This window comes from Ruegeria sp. J8 (assembly GCF_056531925.1).
In genome coordinates this window covers 583,799-599,794 of record NZ_JBQFMR010000002.1, presented here as the reverse complement: position 1 = coordinate 599,794, position 15,996 = coordinate 583,799, and the positions used below count along the sequence as shown (strand labels likewise).

The window sequence follows — 15,996 nt, the reverse complement described above, 5'->3', positions numbered from 1 at the left end:
GTGATAAATGGAACACAAGGATCCATTTGTAGAAAAACTTCAGGTCGTAATTCGGTTCGCCGTCCGTATTCTGGCCGTAATGATGGTTCTGGTTATACTACTTGGCGTCTTGGATGTGGCCTGGACCCTTTATCAGAAACTAATCAATCAGCCTGTCTTCATCCTGACAATCTCTGAAATATTAGCGACTTTTGGCGCCTTCATGGCGGTGCTAATCGCTATCGAAATATTCGTAAACATCACAATTTATCTTCGTGACGATGTAATCCATGTGAAGATAGTGGTTGCGACGGCGCTCATGGCCGTCGCGCGGAAGGTCATTATACTCGATACAGAAAAAACTAGCGGACTGGATTTGGTCGGCTTGGCTCTTCTAGTGATTGCTTGTTCACTCGCCTATTGGCTGGTTCACGATATGCCGTCCTTTAGCGTTCGGTTTGGGCGAACCAAAAGCGCTGAAGAAGCCAAGGAAGAACAATAGTGCCAGTACTTTTCTGTCCTCAGGGGGAAATTCACTCAAGATACTCATTTGTGTGGCGACGAGTGGGTGGACATCTATTACTACATTTTGACTAATTGAGGGTATGAAAGTACGTCTTCATATCGGCGTTGCGACGTTATTCACGTTCCTCACCTTAGCCGTAACAACATTGCTTGTTGCCATTCTCTATTTTGGCAACAAAGAACTCGCCATTCGTACCGCGAATGAGCGGATGACCGAGGCCAGAAATCAGTCAGTCGAAGAGATGCTAACCGTAATACGAGGAGCGGGAAATGTCGTATCTTCTGCGTCCGTCTTTCTTTCTAGGTTTACGGAGTATGCTGGCTCAAGTGCAGGTTTGGAAGTGCTCTATTCGCAGATGCAGGGTAATGAGCACTACTATGGTTTATATTTTGGAGAGGAAAAATCCGGCGACTTTTTCCAAAACATTAACCTGCCAAAACACTGGAAAACCTTTGGACCGAGCGCTTTGCTAGTGCCGGAAGGAGTAGATCGCGTTCAACGGATTATTTCCGAGCAATTTGGCGAGCGCGTCGAAACTTACTTTTGGTCCAATGCCAGTTCGCTGCCCACACCATTTCTTAGTGGAACCACTGTCTACGATCCTCGAACGCGCCCTTGGTATCGCGGGGCGTTGGAGCAAAGCGGCGTTTACGTTTCGCCGCTTTATCAGTTTGAGAGTACAGGGCGTCTGGGTGCAACGTTCTCAAAAACCGTGGTCGACAACGAAGGTAAATTGCTTGGCGTCGTCGCGCTCGACATAACAATATCGGCACTTTCGCAAATCCTAGACGATATCAGGATTGGCGATCATGGTTTGGTTTTCATGCTAGATCGCGAAGGTCGCCTACTTTCGTACACCAGCACGCGATCCAAATGTGGAGAGCCGCGCTTCGTGAGTTCCAATACGAATGGGTCAATTGAAGGCAGTAGCAAAATTATTGACAGTGTCATTGATGAGTGGCGAGCAAACCAGCAGGATTTTTTTCGCATAGCTCCAGCATCCGATGGAAGAAGCTATATCGCATCTGTGATGCCAATCCCTGAAGTCTTCGGTGCCCAACCTACGCTCGGGCTTATAGTGCCGGAAGATGAGTTTATCGGAGACATAAAAAGAAATACGACCCGTGCTATGCAATTCGGCGTACTTGCTTTGACCCTGGCCGTCGCATTTACCTTTGTTGTCGCTCGTCTGTTGAGCAAAAATCTTGTGCGCGTGGCAGCTGAAGCAAGAAAAGTCAGTAACTTTGAACTAAGTGAGGACTTGAACCTGAAATCAAATATTCAGGAAGTTGCCGAACTCGAAACAGCGATTGCAAGTATGAAAGCTGGAGTGTCGAGTTTCGGTGCGTTCGTACCAAAGGAGCTGGTGCGCTCTATCCTTTCAAAAGCAGAGAGAATTAGCGTTGGGGGAGAGTCGCGCGACGTTACCCTGATGTTCGCCGACCTTAAAGGGTTTACGCGCCAGACCGAGGGACTTGAACCAGAAGTTCTGATGCCTGCTTTGTCCGAGTATTTCGAAGCAATGGAAAAAGAGATATCTGGTAATCAGGGTACAGTGGATAAGTACATTGGAGATGCCATTATGGCTCTATGGAACGCTCCGCTCGATGATGCTGATCACCCTGTTCACGCTTGCCGAGCAGCTTTGGCGTGTTTGCAGGCTGAGGCGAGTCTCAATTCTGATAATGGAGCGTTACCGTTGCGTCCGTTGCAAACACGTTTCGGCCTACACACAGGTCGCGTAGTTGTCGGCAACGTTGGGTCTCTTTCGAGATTGCAATACACAGCACTGGGTGCTGCCGTAAATTTTGCTTCCAGACTGGAGGGGTTGAACAAAGTTTACGGTACAAGGATTCTCGTGTCGTCAGATGTGGCCGTTCATGTCGAGAGCATGTTTTTGCTGCGCGAAGTTGACCATGTTGTGCCTGCCGGAACTAGTTTTCCTAGTCGTATCTTTGAACTAATCGCGGAAAAAGATGATGAGAGTGGCTTTCTGGCAAGCGTAGCCAAGAAACGCGAACTCGAAGAATGGCGTGTATGCTATGACTTGTATCAGTCTGGAAAATGGGCCGATGCATTAGAAGCCCTCCAGACGCATCGAGAAATTGCAACTAACAAGCTTGTTGTAGATGTCTTTATCGAACGTTGCAGCCGTTTCGCGTTTAAACCACCGGCCGCTTGGGATGGCGTTTACCGTTTCGAGAAGAAATGAATTTGCAGCGCATGAAACAACCAACCTGATGGGTCTCAGGCCAATGATGCGCTTACAATCAAAATGGGCCGGTCAAATCCGACTAACCAAAAAACGGACATTGCTTCAGGTAACGGCGTTCGTCGGTTGTGAGCTCAAAAAAGACATCGCATTTGGTGATGGATTCCGATGAAAAAATCGCCTAAATGCTATAGATTTGGCGCCAATCAGTGCGGCATGCTAGCATTCGCAAGAGATCGAGGTTTGAGGTGAGCCAGACACGGGGGGCACCATGTCAAAGACGCTATATGAACGTCTGGGAGGAACGGATGGTATTCGGCGAATAGTCGACGTTCTGGTGGACAATCACTCTAAAAACCCAGTTGTCGCTGCACGATTTGCGGGAACTGAGATGGAGCACCTCAAACAAATGGCAGGAGACTTCTTCATAACTGGTTCTGGCGGGCCTGAGATCTATACGGGCAAGGATATGGTTGCTACGCATCGGCACATGAACATCAGCGGAGATGAGTTTGTCGCAGTTCTGGACGACGCCATGAATGCCCTAAAGGCCAACGACGTCGGCCAACGGGAACAAGAAGAGGTCTTATACATTCTATATAGCCTCAAGGACCAAGTTGTAGGTATCTGAATTTCGCCACAACCGCGTAGAGTCGGCAATCTTCAAAATCTTCAATCAAAGCTTGTTTTCCCCGCATGGTGGTCGTTCGCGAAATTTAGACCAACGTCTTCCTTGAGCCCAGTACTACCGCTTCGGTGATTTTGCGAGCACGGTAGATACGGTGCGCGTCTTTCTACTTCTTGTGATCGCGATTGCGCCCAGCACTAAGGCACATGCCAAAGCTTGAGGTAAAGAGATGGCTTCGCCAAAGGCAAGATATCCCACGGCAAACATCGTGGGCAATTCGATGCTTCCGACGACCGCCGTTTGGGACGCCCCAATGACAGGTGAGCATATCGTGTAGATAAGCTGGGGCACGAAAGCAGTAACCAGACCAATACCAACAATGAAAAGCCAATCGGTTTGTTCCCTTGGGAGAAGCTCTCCAACCTCAGCACCCAGGATGAGCGGTGCGAGGCCCAGTACAGACCCCAGAGAAACTGACGCGATGCGTGCCAACGGCGTAATCCGTGACAACCTATGTACCAGGACGCAGATTCCGAAGCCAAACCCAAATGGGGCGGCAAGGGATAGCAGCAGCGTCGGTAGATGTTCCGCAGCCACTGACGCAGGCGAGCCAGCAAATCGATCCGCTTTGCGCTGTGCATGCAGAGGTCAGGTCTTCAGGTGTGGATTTTGGTTTGGGTTGTTGGTTCTGCTGGTTCAGCAAGTTTTTCAGTTGTCCCTTGTGCAAGGCATCCAAGAAGTTCGCTACTTCCCGGCTGCTCAGGTTGCCAAGAGCGACCAATGCATGTCGGGATGTTATTCTTGGGTTCAAAGACGCACCCAGATATAGCGATCCAAATTGAGAGGTTCGTCAAGTGTTACCCATAGGTTCGAAGGTACTGCCACATTGCCAAGTTCCATTTGCTTGATCATAGTGTGGTGTTCGACGCCCAATGCCTTGGCCAAAGCCTTTAGAGTGTATCCCTTTTTCAGTCGGACATCTTTGAGACGCGCAGCCAAGTTGCTTCGGTTGGGGCCACCCGCTGTCGCCGTGCTCCTGTCCGAAGTGATCGCACGTGCCGAGTGGTCAGGCATCCGCAAGTATTAAATCGCTCGCCTTTTCACCGATCATGATCGCAGGTGCGTTGGTGTTTCCGCTGACGATTTCTGGCATGATCGAGCAATCAGCGACCCGCAGATTTTCTATTCCGTTGACTTTCAGTTTGGGGTCTACGACTGCATCGCCCGACGCGCCCATCGCGCAAGTGCCCGTCGGATGGTAAATCGAAACAGAATTCGACCGTGCCCAGTCCAGTGTGCCTTCGTAATCATCGCAGGATAGCTGCGCGTCAGGCCGGAACTCTTCCGAAATTTTTGACGCTAATGGGTTATGTCGTGCAATCCTTCGAGCGATGTTCACACCGTCCACGATCGTCCGGCAGTCGGTTTCCGTAGACAGGTAATTCGGGAAGATTTTGACATATTCAGATGGATCGGGCCCATTTAAATGCAGCTCGCCTCGGCTTTCCGGGCGCAATTGGCAAACCGACATGGTAAAGGCAGAAAACGGGTGTACCCCCTCGCCAGGACTGTCCGCCGACCACGGCTGGACGTGGAACTGGATATCGGGCGTTTGCACTTCAGGGCGCGTTTTCAGAAACCCGGTGGCAAGGCTAGCGGCCATGGTCATGGGACCTGCGCGGAACAACGCATATTTTAGCGCAATCCGGGCCTGATTGAACAGGCTACGCACTTCGTCATTCAGCGTGGGCTCGTTGCATTTGAATACAAGTCGCGCCTGCAGGTGATCCTGCAAACCTTTGCCAACGCGAGGCAACGCGTGGATCGGTTCAATCCCGTTATCCTTCAAGTGATCGGGATCACCAATGCCCGATAGCATCAATATCTGCGGCGAGTTGATTGCTCCGCCGGACAGAATGATCTCGCGACGAACGGTGATTTTCTGCACAGCTCCAGATCGGTCGCGATATTCCAGTCCGGTCGCTTTTTTGCCGTTAAATGTGACGTGCGACACCATAGCGTGGGTGATGATATTCAGATTGGTGCGGTCGCGGACCGGCTTGAGATAAGCCACCGCAGCGCTGCACCTGCGACCGTTGCGCGTCGTCAGTTGAAAATACCCGACGCCTTCTTGTTCCGCACCGTTGTAGTCCGGGTTGAACGGATAGCCCGCGGATTGCGCAGCGGCGACCCAGGCGTCGCAGATCGGACGTTGTATACGCATATTCGATACTGACAGCGGGCCGCCTGTGCCGTGAAAGGCATCCTCGCCGCGTTCCTGATCTTCGCTGCGTTTGAATAGGGGCAGCAAATCTTCCCATCCCCAGCCGACATTGCCCATTTGGCGCCAGCGGTCGTAGTCCTCTTTTTGTCCGCGTACATAAAGGAGACCGTTTAGCGAGGATGATCCACCCAGTACTTTGCCGCGCGGCCAGTCGATGGAACGACCGTTCAACCCTGGGTCGGGTTCGGTGCGGTAGCACCAGTCGACCGCCGGGTTGTGCATGGTTTTGAAATACCCAACAGGGATGTGAATCCACGGGTTCGTATCTGGCCCGCCCGCTTCAAGCAGGGCGACTTTGGTGTTGGGATCAGCGCTTAGGCGGTTGGCAATGACACAGCCAGAAGACCCCGCCCCGACAACCGCATAATCCACTTCCATGACCGTCTCCTCCCAAAGTCGTCAAAAAACTCTATGCAAATTGCCAGAACTATACTAGCATTTTTTGATACAAAACGTCTCAATAATTGCGAAACGGGAGGATAGCAATGGAGATCGGACAGAAACTGAGTGGCATTTCACGGCGGGATTTCTTCCGTGTGGCAGGGCGCTATGGCATGAGCTCGACTCTGCTGGCAGCTGGTGGGTTTGGCGGCGCGATGAGCCTCGCCAATCTGGCGCAAGCCGCTGAGTCAAATTATGAAAAGAGGTTCTCGAAGGAGCCCAAACACACGCTGAAATTCGGTGCGGCCGGCTTCAATACCCGCAACCTTTTGATCGAACGGGCCGGTGCCATCGAGTTCGCGCGCGACCTCGAAGAGCGTACAGACGGTGAGATTCGCATCGAGTTCATCGGCGACAACCAGATTTGCGGTCAGCTGAGCTGCGTCGAGAAGACTCAGCAGGGAATCGTCGACATCTATGCCGCTTCAACCCAGAACTCGGCGGGCGGCGCGCCGTATTTGAACGTGTTGGACTATGCCTATATGTTCCCCAGCCGCGCAGCGCAGTATCATTTCTTTTACAGCCCCGCCAGTCAGCGCATCTTACGAGACCCCCTTGAGAAGCGCCATGGGCTGAAGTTCTTGTTCACCCATTGTGAACTGCGTGGCCTTCAGATGGGTTCTAACTTTGCAGACAAACCAACTGTTACAAAGCTGGAAGAGTTGTTCGGTACTAAGAACCGCGTGACCGGCACACAACTTGGTCGGATCGCAATGCAGCTGCTGAACCTGAACCCAGTGCCTGTCGCGTGGGAAGAGACGTTGGATGCGTTGAAAACTGGTCTGATCGATGGGGCCGAGACTTGGGCCTCTGCCGTGGCTTATGCCAACATGGCCCCAGTTGTGTCGCAGTCGGTGAACCTCAAGTTCTTCTGTGGAACCGAACACACCTCGATGTCAGCAAAAGTGTTCGACAGCCTGAGCGGAGAGCTTCAGGATGCCGTCATGGAATCCTCGTACTTCACACAAGCGCTCATTCAAGGTGCGAACGAGGCTGCGTTGCTGAACACCGTGGGCTTCTCGGACCCGCAACTGCCGAACACGATCTTTGCCGAAAACGGTGTACGGGCCGCGTTCCTGGCTGATGATCAGATCAAATTGGCCGAAGAAATGTGTGCGCCAAACTACAACCCTGAACCCTGGGCGCAATGGCGTGAGCGTCTGAACAACTGGGCAGGTGGCATCGATACCTATCAGGAAATCTACGACATCGCGCGCGAGATTCCGGCGGATATGCTGCCTGAGAATGTCGAACCCCGCCGTTGGTGGATGGGCACTGCCTAATTAAACTGAACGAACCGGTCCTTTCGCGGGCCGGTTCCACTAAACACCGACTGGGAGGACGGGGTTCATGTCGCTGTGGGCAGATATTGGGGCAATTTTCAGCGCCTTACTCAGCCGGGATTCATTCGAGATTCAAACCGCACTGCGGTCTGACGCGGCTTGGGTAGTCGGAACGGTGGTCGCCGCGCTCGGCGGTTTGCTAATCATGATGATCTACCGAAAAGTACCGTTCATCGAGCGCCAGCTTGAACGCTCGGTCATGGTGTACTCCTATCTGGCCATCGCGCTGATCATCTTTTGGGGTGTTATTGACAGGTTTGTGTTCAACGATCAGGAACCGTGGTCGACGACCATCCCGCCGTTGTTGTTCATGGTGATGGCTTGGTTTGGCGCGTCTTACAACGTGCGCCTGCGTACACATCTGAGCTTTACTGAATTTCGCACGGGGATGCCGCGCGGCGCGCAGCTGGCGTGTCTGATATTGGACGCTGTTCTTTGGTTCATTTTCGCAGTCATTGTCATCGTGACAACGACACGTCTGGTGGCGCTTTCGGCTTCGAATTTTCAGATCGTGCTCGGAACCGACAACATCATGCAATGGTGGTTCCTTCTGGCCGCGCCGCTGTCGTTCTTCCTAATGGTTGGGCGGGTGTTTCAGAACCTGGCAGATGATTTTGACAACTGGAAAACAGGTAAGCCACTGCTTCAGCAGGCGGTGATAGGATCGGACTGATGGCGGACGGAACCTGGGTAACTCTGATCTCGATAGGGGTCACTTTTCTGTTCATGCTGGGCGTGCCGGTTCTGCTGGTCATCAGCTATTGGGTGATCGGCTGTTCTTTTGTCCTTGGCCTGACGCTGGACAATATGGGAGCGGAACTCTTGAACGTGTTCAACAAGGGCTTCGCCCTGTTGGCGATGCCGTTGTTCATTCTGACCGGTGACCTGATCAACAAATCCGGTATTGCGCGCCGGCTAAGCGACTTTGCCTATGCCTGTCTGGGCTGGATACGCGGCGGGCTTGCGATGGCCTCGCTGGGGGCGTGCGGGTTGTTCGCGGCGATTTCCGGCTCAAACTCGGCAACCACCGCGACGATCGGGTCGATGCTGCACCCGGAAATGGTCAAGGGCGGTTATGACGAGCGCTTTAGTGCCGCAACCGCTGCGGCGGGTGGTACGGTCGGCATCATCATACCGCCGTCGATTATTTTCATCGTCTACGGGTTCCTGATGAACCTGCCAATCTCCGAGCTGTTCGTGGCCGGCATTCTGCCCGGCGCGCTGATGGTGATGGGCATGCAACTGGCCTGTTGGATCATCTGCCGCATCAACGGTTGGGGCTATCTGATCCCGTTGCAACTTAACCGCATCCTGAAAACCGCCTTTGGCGCTTGGCTTGGGTTCTTTGCCATCGGCCTAGTACTGTGGGGCATCTACACCGGCAAGTTTTCACCCACCGAAGCCGCCGGCGTGACTGTCGGATTCTGTGTGATTGCCGGGCTGGTCAGCTATCCGATTAACCGCATCATGGGCGCGCGCAACAATATTCCGCCGACTGAGAAAACCTATGCCGAGATGTTCGTAGTTGAAGGCTTTACCATCCCCGAGATCCCCTCGATCGTGATCCGATCTGCGCAGATCACTGGTATCCTTGCACCGCTGATTGCCGTGTCTGTCGTGATGCAGCAAATCCTGTCGTTGCTGGGGGCGCAGCAGACGATCGGTGACTTTGTCACCTCAATGGGCGGGTACCACGCCGTGTTGTTTACCTCGATGGTGATCGTATTCTTTTCCGGCATGGTGTTGGAAAGCCTACCTGTCACGATCATTCTTGCCCCGATACTGGCCCCCATAGCAGCGTCTGTTGGCGTCGATCCAATCCATTTCTCGGTGATCTTTCTGGTTGGGGCATCCATCGGTTTCATCACCCCGCCCTATGGATTGAACTTGTACGTGGCGTCCGGCGTGACCGGCGTGCCCTATTTCAGATTGTTGCGCTACACGGTGCCGTATCTAGTGGCTTTGCTATCAGTTTGGATACTGGTGTCACTGGTACCTGATCTGGCCTTGATCCTGCTGCCAAACAACTAGAATGTACCGGGATGGCCTATACTGATGCACCCGAAAAAGAAACTCAGATACCGACAAACCTGCGCCTATTGGTGATCCTTGAGGAAATCGCCCGGCGTGGGGTCGCGGTAAAGCCATCGGATTTAATCGAAACTCTGGGCTTGGCAAAACCGACGATCCATCGCCTGCTGCAAACCGCCGAAGCCGAAGGGTTTCTGCAGCGCGATCTGGATGGGCGGTCTTTCGGACCGGGGCCTCGCCTGCGCCAGCTTTCCGTGAATACAGTGTCATCGGAACATCTTCGTACCGCGCGACTAGCAATTTTGCGCAGCGTGGCGGATGAGATCGGCGAAACGTGCAATCTGGCGATCCCCGACCGCGAAGGGATGATCTATCTTGACCGGGTCGAGACAAAGTGGCCTTTGCGCATTCAATTGCCGATCGGGACGCAAGTGCCGTTTCACTGCACCGCTAGCGGCAAGATGTACTTGTCGACGCTTAGGCAACAAGTTCTGGACGGTTATCTGGCCGCTGGAAGGCTGGACGCCCAGACGCCGCATACACTGACCGAACCGGAGGCATTGCGGGCCGAAATGCACCGGATTTCTGCCAGAAATTATTCGACGGATGACGAAGAATTCATGTCCGGCATGACCGCTGTTGCCGTGCCAATTCAGGACGAGACGGGCAGGTTGGTCGCCACTTTGTCGGTTCATGCCCCAACGCAACGTCATGAACTGCAAGGGTTGCTCGAATTCCTTCCTGTCCTGAATGGTGGAGCCGATAAGTTGTCGAACCTTCTTTGTTCCTGATTGGCTCTTCGCAGTGCTGTAGCAAGTTTTTTGCCTACACCGGTATTGTTCGCGCCCCTATCTATTTTCCAGATATCAACAACCTTCACCCGCTTACGCGGGCTCAAGGAAAGTCGGTTATTTGAATGTATATCGCCTCTGAGAGTCCCGAAAGTTCAGCCGAATTGCCGAGTTAAGTTTCCGTGGGCGTCGGTTGGAATTTCCAAATCGTGAGTTCCGCCCTTCTTTTTTGCTCTCTACCTAGCGCGTAGACGGCTCATCGTAACGGGCGTGATCCCCAAAAAGGATGCTATCAACGAATGAGAGAAAATGTCTTCATAGCTGGGGAAGGCTTGGCGGAACCAGTTCAGCCGCTCCGCCCCGCCAAGAGCGGCGAGACACCATTCGCGTTCCGCTTTTTCACTCAATGCGTCTCGTAGAATACCATTTGCCCAGTTTCGGATTGGTTCAGACTCAATCATCAGGTTCGTAAGCCGATCAGTATTGATCCAATAAAGCGAAGCGTCTTTGGTTGCCTCGATGGACACAAGGGACACTCCATCCCGCGTTCGCGCGATATTCGGCGTGACAACGCAAGGACCTACATGGAGCCCAACGCATACTTCCTTGCCTTCTTGGTCACAAATGCTGATGGCTAGGCACCCATCTAAAAGAATGAACTCATCTGATTCAGGTTGTTCTTGGAGGGCAAGGCGCGCGCCCTTGTTCAAACGCTTACTTCTCCACTGAGACGCAAAACCGTCTGCAAAACTCATATCAGGCAGGTCAGGAGACTGTGCGAGAAATTTCCGTAGATCCATCTTGGTTTGCCTTATCAAATGATAATGCGTGTGGCTTCACCCAAGGGCACCTTGGCACAGATCAAGGAGTTCCCAAAATGATTCACACAATTCTTTCAAGGTACATCGGTTTTGCCGCCGTTGGCTGCGGGTTGATTGCTTTAGTCATCTACGTGCTGATGATCAGCGTCACGCTTGCCCACATCGAAGCTGTCTCGGGGCAGGTCCCATTCGACATGCGTCCGCTCGGCTACAATCCCAAAGACGCCGCGACGCTTCTTGAAGCCTTAGGAGCGGAAGGGCGCGAGTATTATCTCAGTTACCAGCTCTCTCTGGATACATTTTACCCGGCTATGCTCGCGCTGACTTTGATAACCACGTTTAGCTGGTTTGGGCGACGAATGCCCGACAGCAAGCTTGTTCGCTCTGGCATAATTCTCTCGGTTGGCTGCGCCTTGTTCGACTATTTCGAAAACATTGGAATCGCGGCCATGATTTGGAGTTGGCCAGAGGTATCAAGTGCACTGGTGTATGCCGCCAGTACAACCACAATTGTTAAATCGGCCCTGACAACTTCGGCTGTACTGCTTTCGCTTCTGACTGGGTTTCTCTGGGCGCGTCTCCCCAAAGCGGACCTTTGTCCCCAGGCGGACAATGGCGACTTCGTCCGCACAGCGGACGCTCACTGAATTCTGCTGAACGTCTGCACCGAGCCCAAAGCAGGCGCTCATTGCATTACCCTGAACAGCCAGTTTGCGTGAGTATCTGAATTTGCGAAGGGGCGCACGATGACAGAGAGAATGACTGAATAAATACCTATCAGGCGTTTGCGCTGATCACGGCTGAAACCTTGTGATAACAGCGGTTCCTGGGGAAGTTGGTCCATTCATTGCGCGAAGTTCATTGCTGGCCTCTTCCAATCGGACCTCTCTGGCGACCATTGGCTGGATATCTACTTCGCCACGCTCGATCATTCCTAGAAGGCGTGGGTATTTCCACGAAGGCATACCACGAGTGCCGAAAAACGAGAGTTGTTTGGAATAGATTGCACGCATGTTTACCTGCATCTGGCCGTCGCCCGAAGGCATACCAATTTGCACGTGTCGACCAAGGATGGCGAGACACTCTAAGGATGCGTTCGTCGTTGTTTCGATCCCCAGCGCTTCTATGGAAACCTGTGCTCCTCCATCCGTGATATCTAGGATCGCTGCTGCGGCGTCTTCTTTGCTGGCATTTACTGTAGCGTCTGCGCCGTTAAGCTTTGCATGCTCAAGTTTCTCATCAACCACATCCACTACGACAACTCGGCATCCAAGCATTTTTGCCAATAGAAGAACGGACAAGCCAATACCTCCTGTACCGTGGACAGCCACCCATTCACCAGCTGCGACATCTGCACGGTCTGTCAAAGCATGCCAAGCAGTGGTTACACGACACCCGAGCCCTGCCGCCAAGGAAGGAGAGAGCGTTTCTGGCAAGTGAACCAAGTTATGGTCAAACGGCACAGCGACATATTCTGCGTAGGCACCTGGCGTTCCAAATCCTGGAACGATTTGGTTAGCACAAGTGTTTGATACGCCTGTTTGACAAGCGTTGCAGCTGCCGCAACCCAAGATGAATGGCGCTATGAGGCGGTCACCAACACTGTGCTTCGCTTGAGGCCCTGCCTCTACCACAGTTCCACAATATTCGTGCCCTAAGATGGAGCCATTTTGAACTTTGGGGTGCGCGCCAGACCATCCATGGTAATCCGAGCGGCATACTCCACAGGCTGCGACCTCCAGGACCACTCCATTGTCTGGGCAGGTTGGATCCGGGACCGTCTCAATCGAAAGATCTTCACAAAACTTTCTTACGACTGCAGCTCGCACTTATCGCTCCTAAAGATTCGGTTTCTTTGATCCAGCAATTCGGTTCGGTCGAGTCTAGACAGGCCTATCGCCTTTCACGGTCACACGTCGCCCTTTTCTCTCAGCGGGCCAATAGTCCCAGATCGCACGATGCATACAGCACCGGTTGTCCCAAAAGGCCATGTCGTTAAGTGACCACCTGAACCGGATTTGATAGTTGATCTGTTCCGCATGCTCGAAAAGCATGTTGAGGATCGCGTCGCTTTCCTTTTCCGACAAGCCCAAAATCTTTGTTGTAAATGTTCGATTCACAAACAGCGACTTTCGGCCCGTTTCCGGATGGGTCCTGACGATCGGATGAACTGCTTCGGGACAGTCAATTTCGCTGTCTTTTTGCCCCCGGTCGCTATAGCGGCCTTTGTAGATATGCTCGGAACTATGAAGTGCAGATAACCCGTTGATCATATCTTTTATCGGTTCTGAAAGATCATCGTAGGCCGCATACATATCACTGAACATGGTATCCCCGCCACAGGGTGGTGCAATATGGATTTGCAGCATAGTTCCAAGGGGCGGTGTCTCATCGCAAGAGACGTCAGAGTGCCAGAACTCACCGTTTGCTACCTTGGAATTCTTAGTTGCATGTATTTCGAAAATCTCCGGATACCCGTCCATCGTTGGGGCTGCGGGGTGTGCGTGAAGCGGCCCAAAGCGTTTCCCAAATTCAATGTGCTGCGCAGGTGGTATTTCCTTCTGCTCTTTGAAGAACAGCACCTGGTAGGTGTGAAAAGCGTCGCAGATCTCTGCAAACTGGTCGTCAGGCACAGGCCTGCTTAGGTCGACTCCGTAGATCTCAGCCCCGAGGTTTGGAGCGAAGGGTTTGGCGACGATGGAAGTATAGGCGTTGGATTTGGGAGCAACCATAAGCATCTCTGGGTTTGGTTTCATAAGGCGTGCTGTGTGCATGGTACACATCAACAAAAATGAACAAAAACGAAAAATCTTTGACTAATAAGTGAAAAAATTTTCACATAATGAACACGGTTTTAGCGCTAGCGAGGTTATCGGAATGAGCATTCGGGCACTGCGAACTCTAATCGCAGTTCATCGACATGGTAGCTTCCGTGCCGCGTCTGAGGCGGAGCATCTAACCCCGTCGGCGGTCAGTCACCAGATGCGGAATCTGGAGGTCGCGTTGGGGCTCGAATTATTTGACCGATCATCCAAGTCGCCCAAACTTACTCATACCGGGCTAACGTTCGTCGGAGAGGCTGCTGCGGTGGTGGCCGCATATGACGGTTTGGCGGAAAGGGTGAAGTCGAACAACGAACTCTCTGGTGAAATAACTTTGGGGGCCGTTCCAACGACCCTGACTGGATTAGTGCCAACTGCGTTGGCGAGGCTAAAGTCCGTGCATCCGGACATCCTTGTACGGATTGTTCCAGGTTTGACCAATCAGCTTTTGCTACAGTTGGACCGCGGGCAGATTCAAGCGGCGATCATTTCCCGACCAGATGTTCTGCCAAACACATTGGAATTCTCAGAAATTGTATCTGAAAAATTGGTCCTGCTTGTCTCGGAAAACACCCCGGATTTACCTTCGAGAGAATTGCTTGTTGCGTCACCGTTTATTCGCTTTACGCGTGATGCGGTTGTAGGAAGGCAAATCGAGACTTGGCTGCAAAGAAAGGGCATTGAAGTCAAAGACGCGATGGAGCTTGAGAGTCTTGAAGCAATCTCAAGTATGGTGGCCGCTGAACTTGGCGTGTCAATCATACCAGACAACCGTTTAACGACATACGACCATCTGCGGCTCAAAAGGATCCCCCTTGAACAGAAGGGACCAGAACGCATTGTTGGCTTAGTAAGTATGACGGCATCGCCTCACACCAAAATGATCGACGCAGTTACAGCGGCGCTATTGGAAGCAGCAGATAGTCAACGGGTTTGTCTGTGAGTTGGCACTCCAGTAGGTATCCACAAGATGTTTTCGACCAATTGAACTAAGAAAACTGGGAGTCAAAACTGGGCTTGGGTCAGTCATTAGTATGCAGCGTGGAGAAAAACGGATTCGAGCCCATATCGAATACTCATCCGATGTCGTTTTTCCAGACCAGATTTGGGAAGGTGAGTGTGGTCGTCATAACGCCTGCCGTGCTGGCACTAGCGAATTCCTTTAGTTTGTCTGTGAGGAACAGTGAGATAAAGAAACCCGCCATGCTGGCCACGCAGATACCGATGATGCCTGGAAAGTTCGTGTCACCAGCGTCGGGCACGCCTACCATGTGGTATTGAATGTAGCGTGTCAGGAAGACGGCGATTACTCCCAGAAAGAACGCCCCGACGAAGGCTCCGGGATAGGCGAGGCGTTGCCAGATTGTATTTGTGCGAAGTTGGGGTGCCAGGCTGGTGGCCTCTTGGCGCGATGTTCGATGCCAGCGATCCAGTCTGGAAAGGACTTTTGTTCTGCACTCGTAACTTGCCCGAAAATCGAAAATGATATCCCTTAGGGGTGGTCCCCGTCCTAGAGATTGGCAATTTATGTGCAATCCTTGCGTGCGAATTTTAACCAGCCTTTGACGATTGGCAACGATCGCTCCGGTTGTCGGCCCTCCGTGAATCAGAATTCAAGTGGTTGTCGTTGAAACGGATTGTGTTTGCAGCGTTATCCGCTTAGTGATTTCCTCAGCCCAATTGGGAGCGGAATACGCCGTGCGGGCGTGATGGAATGGTAGACATATCAGACTTAAAATCTGAAGGGCTTATGCCCGTGTGGGTTCGAGTCCCACCGCCCGCACCAGGTATTTCACAGCCGATGTTGTTTGGCGTGCAACCCGTTCCACAGTCGTTGCTTTTGGTAGAATCGCTACGCGGTGTCGGTTGCCCGTGACGGCGTGCCTGTTCACTGCTTACACAACCTCTACGCAACAAAGCCATTCAAGGCTTCTGTTCTCAGTCTCAAGTTAGGCGCGCACTGGGGGGCTAGATAAAACTGGGGGGCTAGATAAAAAGGAAGCCGACAAGCAGCCCGGTTGCGACCCATATCAAAGTGGTAGAAGTTGTCAGAACATAGTTGAACATCGGTAGACCCTGATCGGGTAGCAAGATAATGTCGCAGTTAAAGCGACACTC

At 52.5% G+C, this 15,996-nt stretch carries 14 protein-coding genes, 1 tRNA gene and 1 pseudogene; 10 read left to right on the top strand and 6 right to left on the bottom strand.

What is annotated here, in order from left to right; translation table 11 throughout:
* Positions 1-7 precede the first annotated feature (7 nt).
* The 3 genes from ACR0L1_RS06530 (at position 8) to ACR0L1_RS06520 (ending at position 3,348) form a co-directional block, all read left to right on the top strand.
* Complete coding sequence (locus tag ACR0L1_RS06530) at positions 8-481, top strand: phosphate-starvation-inducible PsiE family protein (protein ID WP_068340474.1); 474 nt, start codon at positions 8-10, stop codon at positions 479-481.
* Positions 482-584: 103 nt separating this feature from the next.
* Complete coding sequence (locus ACR0L1_RS06525) at positions 585-2,717, top strand: cache domain-containing protein (protein ID WP_480857755.1); 2,133 nt, start codon at positions 585-587, stop codon at positions 2,715-2,717.
* Positions 2,718-2,988: 271 nt separating this feature from the next.
* On the top strand, positions 2,989-3,348 hold the full coding sequence (locus ACR0L1_RS06520) for a group I truncated hemoglobin (RefSeq protein WP_170782782.1): 360 nt from the start codon (positions 2,989-2,991) through the stop codon (positions 3,346-3,348).
* A 114-nt stretch (positions 3,349-3,462) separates the two neighbouring features.
* On the opposite strand, the gene ACR0L1_RS06515 is transcribed toward ACR0L1_RS06520, so the two are convergent.
* Both ACR0L1_RS06515 and ACR0L1_RS06510 read right to left on the bottom strand, forming a co-directional pair.
* A complete protein-coding gene (locus ACR0L1_RS06515; protein ID WP_480857753.1) occupies positions 3,463-3,942 on the bottom strand; it encodes an EamA family transporter in 480 nt (159 codons plus the stop codon).
* A 469-nt stretch (positions 3,943-4,411) separates the two neighbouring features.
* The gene (locus tag ACR0L1_RS06510) at positions 4,412-6,007 is read right to left on the bottom strand and encodes a GMC family oxidoreductase (protein ID WP_480857751.1); all 1,596 of its coding nucleotides are present in this window, start codon (positions 6,005-6,007) and stop codon (positions 4,412-4,414) included.
* A gap of 107 nt (positions 6,008-6,114) precedes the next feature.
* Between ACR0L1_RS06510 and ACR0L1_RS06505 the strand changes: the two genes are divergently transcribed.
* The 4 genes from ACR0L1_RS06505 to ACR0L1_RS06490 all read left to right on the top strand — a co-directional run bounded on the left by ACR0L1_RS06505 (position 6,115) and on the right by ACR0L1_RS06490 (position 10,235).
* Positions 6,115-7,353 carry a TRAP transporter substrate-binding protein gene (locus ACR0L1_RS06505; protein ID WP_480857749.1) on the top strand — a complete coding sequence of 413 codons (1,239 nt, stop codon included), beginning with the start codon at positions 6,115-6,117 and terminating at the stop codon, positions 7,351-7,353.
* A gap of 67 nt (positions 7,354-7,420) precedes the next feature.
* Complete coding sequence (locus tag ACR0L1_RS06500) at positions 7,421-8,086, top strand: TRAP transporter small permease (RefSeq protein ID WP_170770084.1); 666 nt, start codon at positions 7,421-7,423, stop codon at positions 8,084-8,086.
* Positions 8,086-9,444 carry a TRAP transporter large permease gene (locus ACR0L1_RS06495; RefSeq protein ID WP_170770085.1) on the top strand — a complete coding sequence of 453 codons (1,359 nt, stop codon included), beginning with the start codon at positions 8,086-8,088 and terminating at the stop codon, positions 9,442-9,444. The genes ACR0L1_RS06500 and ACR0L1_RS06495 overlap by 1 nt, the downstream gene beginning before the upstream one ends.
* Before the next feature lie 11 nt (positions 9,445-9,455).
* Positions 9,456-10,235 (top strand): IclR family transcriptional regulator, encoded by a 780-nt coding sequence (locus ACR0L1_RS06490; protein ID WP_480857747.1) that lies wholly within the window; start codon positions 9,456-9,458, stop codon positions 10,233-10,235.
* Positions 10,236-10,471: 236 nt separating this feature from the next.
* Here ACR0L1_RS06490 and ACR0L1_RS06485 read toward each other — a convergent pair whose 3' ends face one another.
* On the bottom strand, positions 10,472-11,035 hold the full coding sequence (locus tag ACR0L1_RS06485) for a Crp/Fnr family transcriptional regulator (protein WP_480857745.1): 564 nt from the start codon (positions 11,033-11,035) through the stop codon (positions 10,472-10,474).
* A gap of 77 nt (positions 11,036-11,112) precedes the next feature.
* Between ACR0L1_RS06485 and ACR0L1_RS06480 the strand changes: the two genes are divergently transcribed.
* Positions 11,113-11,703, top strand: coding sequence for a hypothetical protein (locus ACR0L1_RS06480; protein ID WP_480857743.1), 591 nt, complete (start codon positions 11,113-11,115; stop codon positions 11,701-11,703).
* A gap of 147 nt (positions 11,704-11,850) precedes the next feature.
* Here the strand turns inward: ACR0L1_RS06480 and ACR0L1_RS06475 are convergent, their stop codons facing one another.
* The 3 genes and pseudogenes from ACR0L1_RS06475 to ACR0L1_RS06465 all read right to left on the bottom strand — a co-directional run bounded on the left by ACR0L1_RS06475 (position 11,851) and on the right by ACR0L1_RS06465 (position 13,788).
* Entirely contained in the window at positions 11,851-12,357 is a 507-nt protein-coding gene (locus ACR0L1_RS06475) for a zinc-binding dehydrogenase (protein ID WP_480502894.1), read from the bottom strand.
* A 138-nt stretch (positions 12,358-12,495) separates the two neighbouring features.
* Positions 12,496-12,804: pseudogene (locus ACR0L1_RS06470) on the bottom strand (alcohol dehydrogenase catalytic domain-containing protein); the annotation flags it as partial.
* 135 nt (positions 12,805-12,939) lie between these two features.
* Positions 12,940-13,788, bottom strand: a complete 849-nt coding sequence (locus tag ACR0L1_RS06465; protein WP_170770091.1) for a TauD/TfdA dioxygenase family protein — start codon at positions 13,786-13,788, stop codon at positions 12,940-12,942.
* 145 nt (positions 13,789-13,933) lie between these two features.
* Here ACR0L1_RS06465 and ACR0L1_RS06460 point away from each other — a divergent pair, with 145 nt between their 5' ends.
* Both ACR0L1_RS06460 and ACR0L1_RS06455 read left to right on the top strand, forming a co-directional pair.
* Positions 13,934-14,821, top strand: coding sequence for a LysR family transcriptional regulator (locus tag ACR0L1_RS06460; protein WP_170770093.1), 888 nt, complete (start codon positions 13,934-13,936; stop codon positions 14,819-14,821).
* A gap of 757 nt (positions 14,822-15,578) precedes the next feature.
* Positions 15,579-15,664, top strand: a tRNA-Leu gene (locus ACR0L1_RS06455).
* Positions 15,665-15,996: the final 332 nt, after the last annotated feature.

What these genes read in the sequence shown, in the direction of transcription:
- ACR0L1_RS06465 (WP_170770091.1), bottom strand. Translation starts at nt 13,788, where the DNA reads ATGGTTGCTCCCAAATCCAACGCCTATACTTCCATCGTCGCCAAACCC.
- ACR0L1_RS06480 (WP_480857743.1), top strand. Translation starts at nt 11,113, where the DNA reads ATGATTCACACAATTCTTTCAAGGTACATCGGTTTTGCCGCCGTTGGC.
- ACR0L1_RS06500 (WP_170770084.1), top strand. Translation starts at nt 7,421, where the DNA reads ATGTCGCTGTGGGCAGATATTGGGGCAATTTTCAGCGCCTTACTCAGC.
- ACR0L1_RS06510 (WP_480857751.1), bottom strand. Translation starts at nt 6,007, where the DNA reads ATGGAAGTGGATTATGCGGTTGTCGGGGCGGGGTCTTCTGGCTGTGTC.
- ACR0L1_RS06505 (WP_480857749.1), top strand. Translation starts at nt 6,115, where the DNA reads ATGGAGATCGGACAGAAACTGAGTGGCATTTCACGGCGGGATTTCTTC.
- ACR0L1_RS06485 (WP_480857745.1), bottom strand. Translation starts at nt 11,035, where the DNA reads ATGGATCTACGGAAATTTCTCGCACAGTCTCCTGACCTGCCTGATATG.
- ACR0L1_RS06530 (WP_068340474.1), top strand. Translation starts at nt 8, where the DNA reads ATGGAACACAAGGATCCATTTGTAGAAAAACTTCAGGTCGTAATTCGG.
- ACR0L1_RS06495 (WP_170770085.1), top strand. Translation starts at nt 8,086, where the DNA reads ATGGCGGACGGAACCTGGGTAACTCTGATCTCGATAGGGGTCACTTTT.
- ACR0L1_RS06460 (WP_170770093.1), top strand. Translation starts at nt 13,934, where the DNA reads ATGAGCATTCGGGCACTGCGAACTCTAATCGCAGTTCATCGACATGGT.
- ACR0L1_RS06525 (WP_480857755.1), top strand. Translation starts at nt 585, where the DNA reads ATGAAAGTACGTCTTCATATCGGCGTTGCGACGTTATTCACGTTCCTC.
- ACR0L1_RS06520 (WP_170782782.1), top strand. Translation starts at nt 2,989, where the DNA reads ATGTCAAAGACGCTATATGAACGTCTGGGAGGAACGGATGGTATTCGG.
- ACR0L1_RS06490 (WP_480857747.1), top strand. Translation starts at nt 9,456, where the DNA reads ATGGCCTATACTGATGCACCCGAAAAAGAAACTCAGATACCGACAAAC.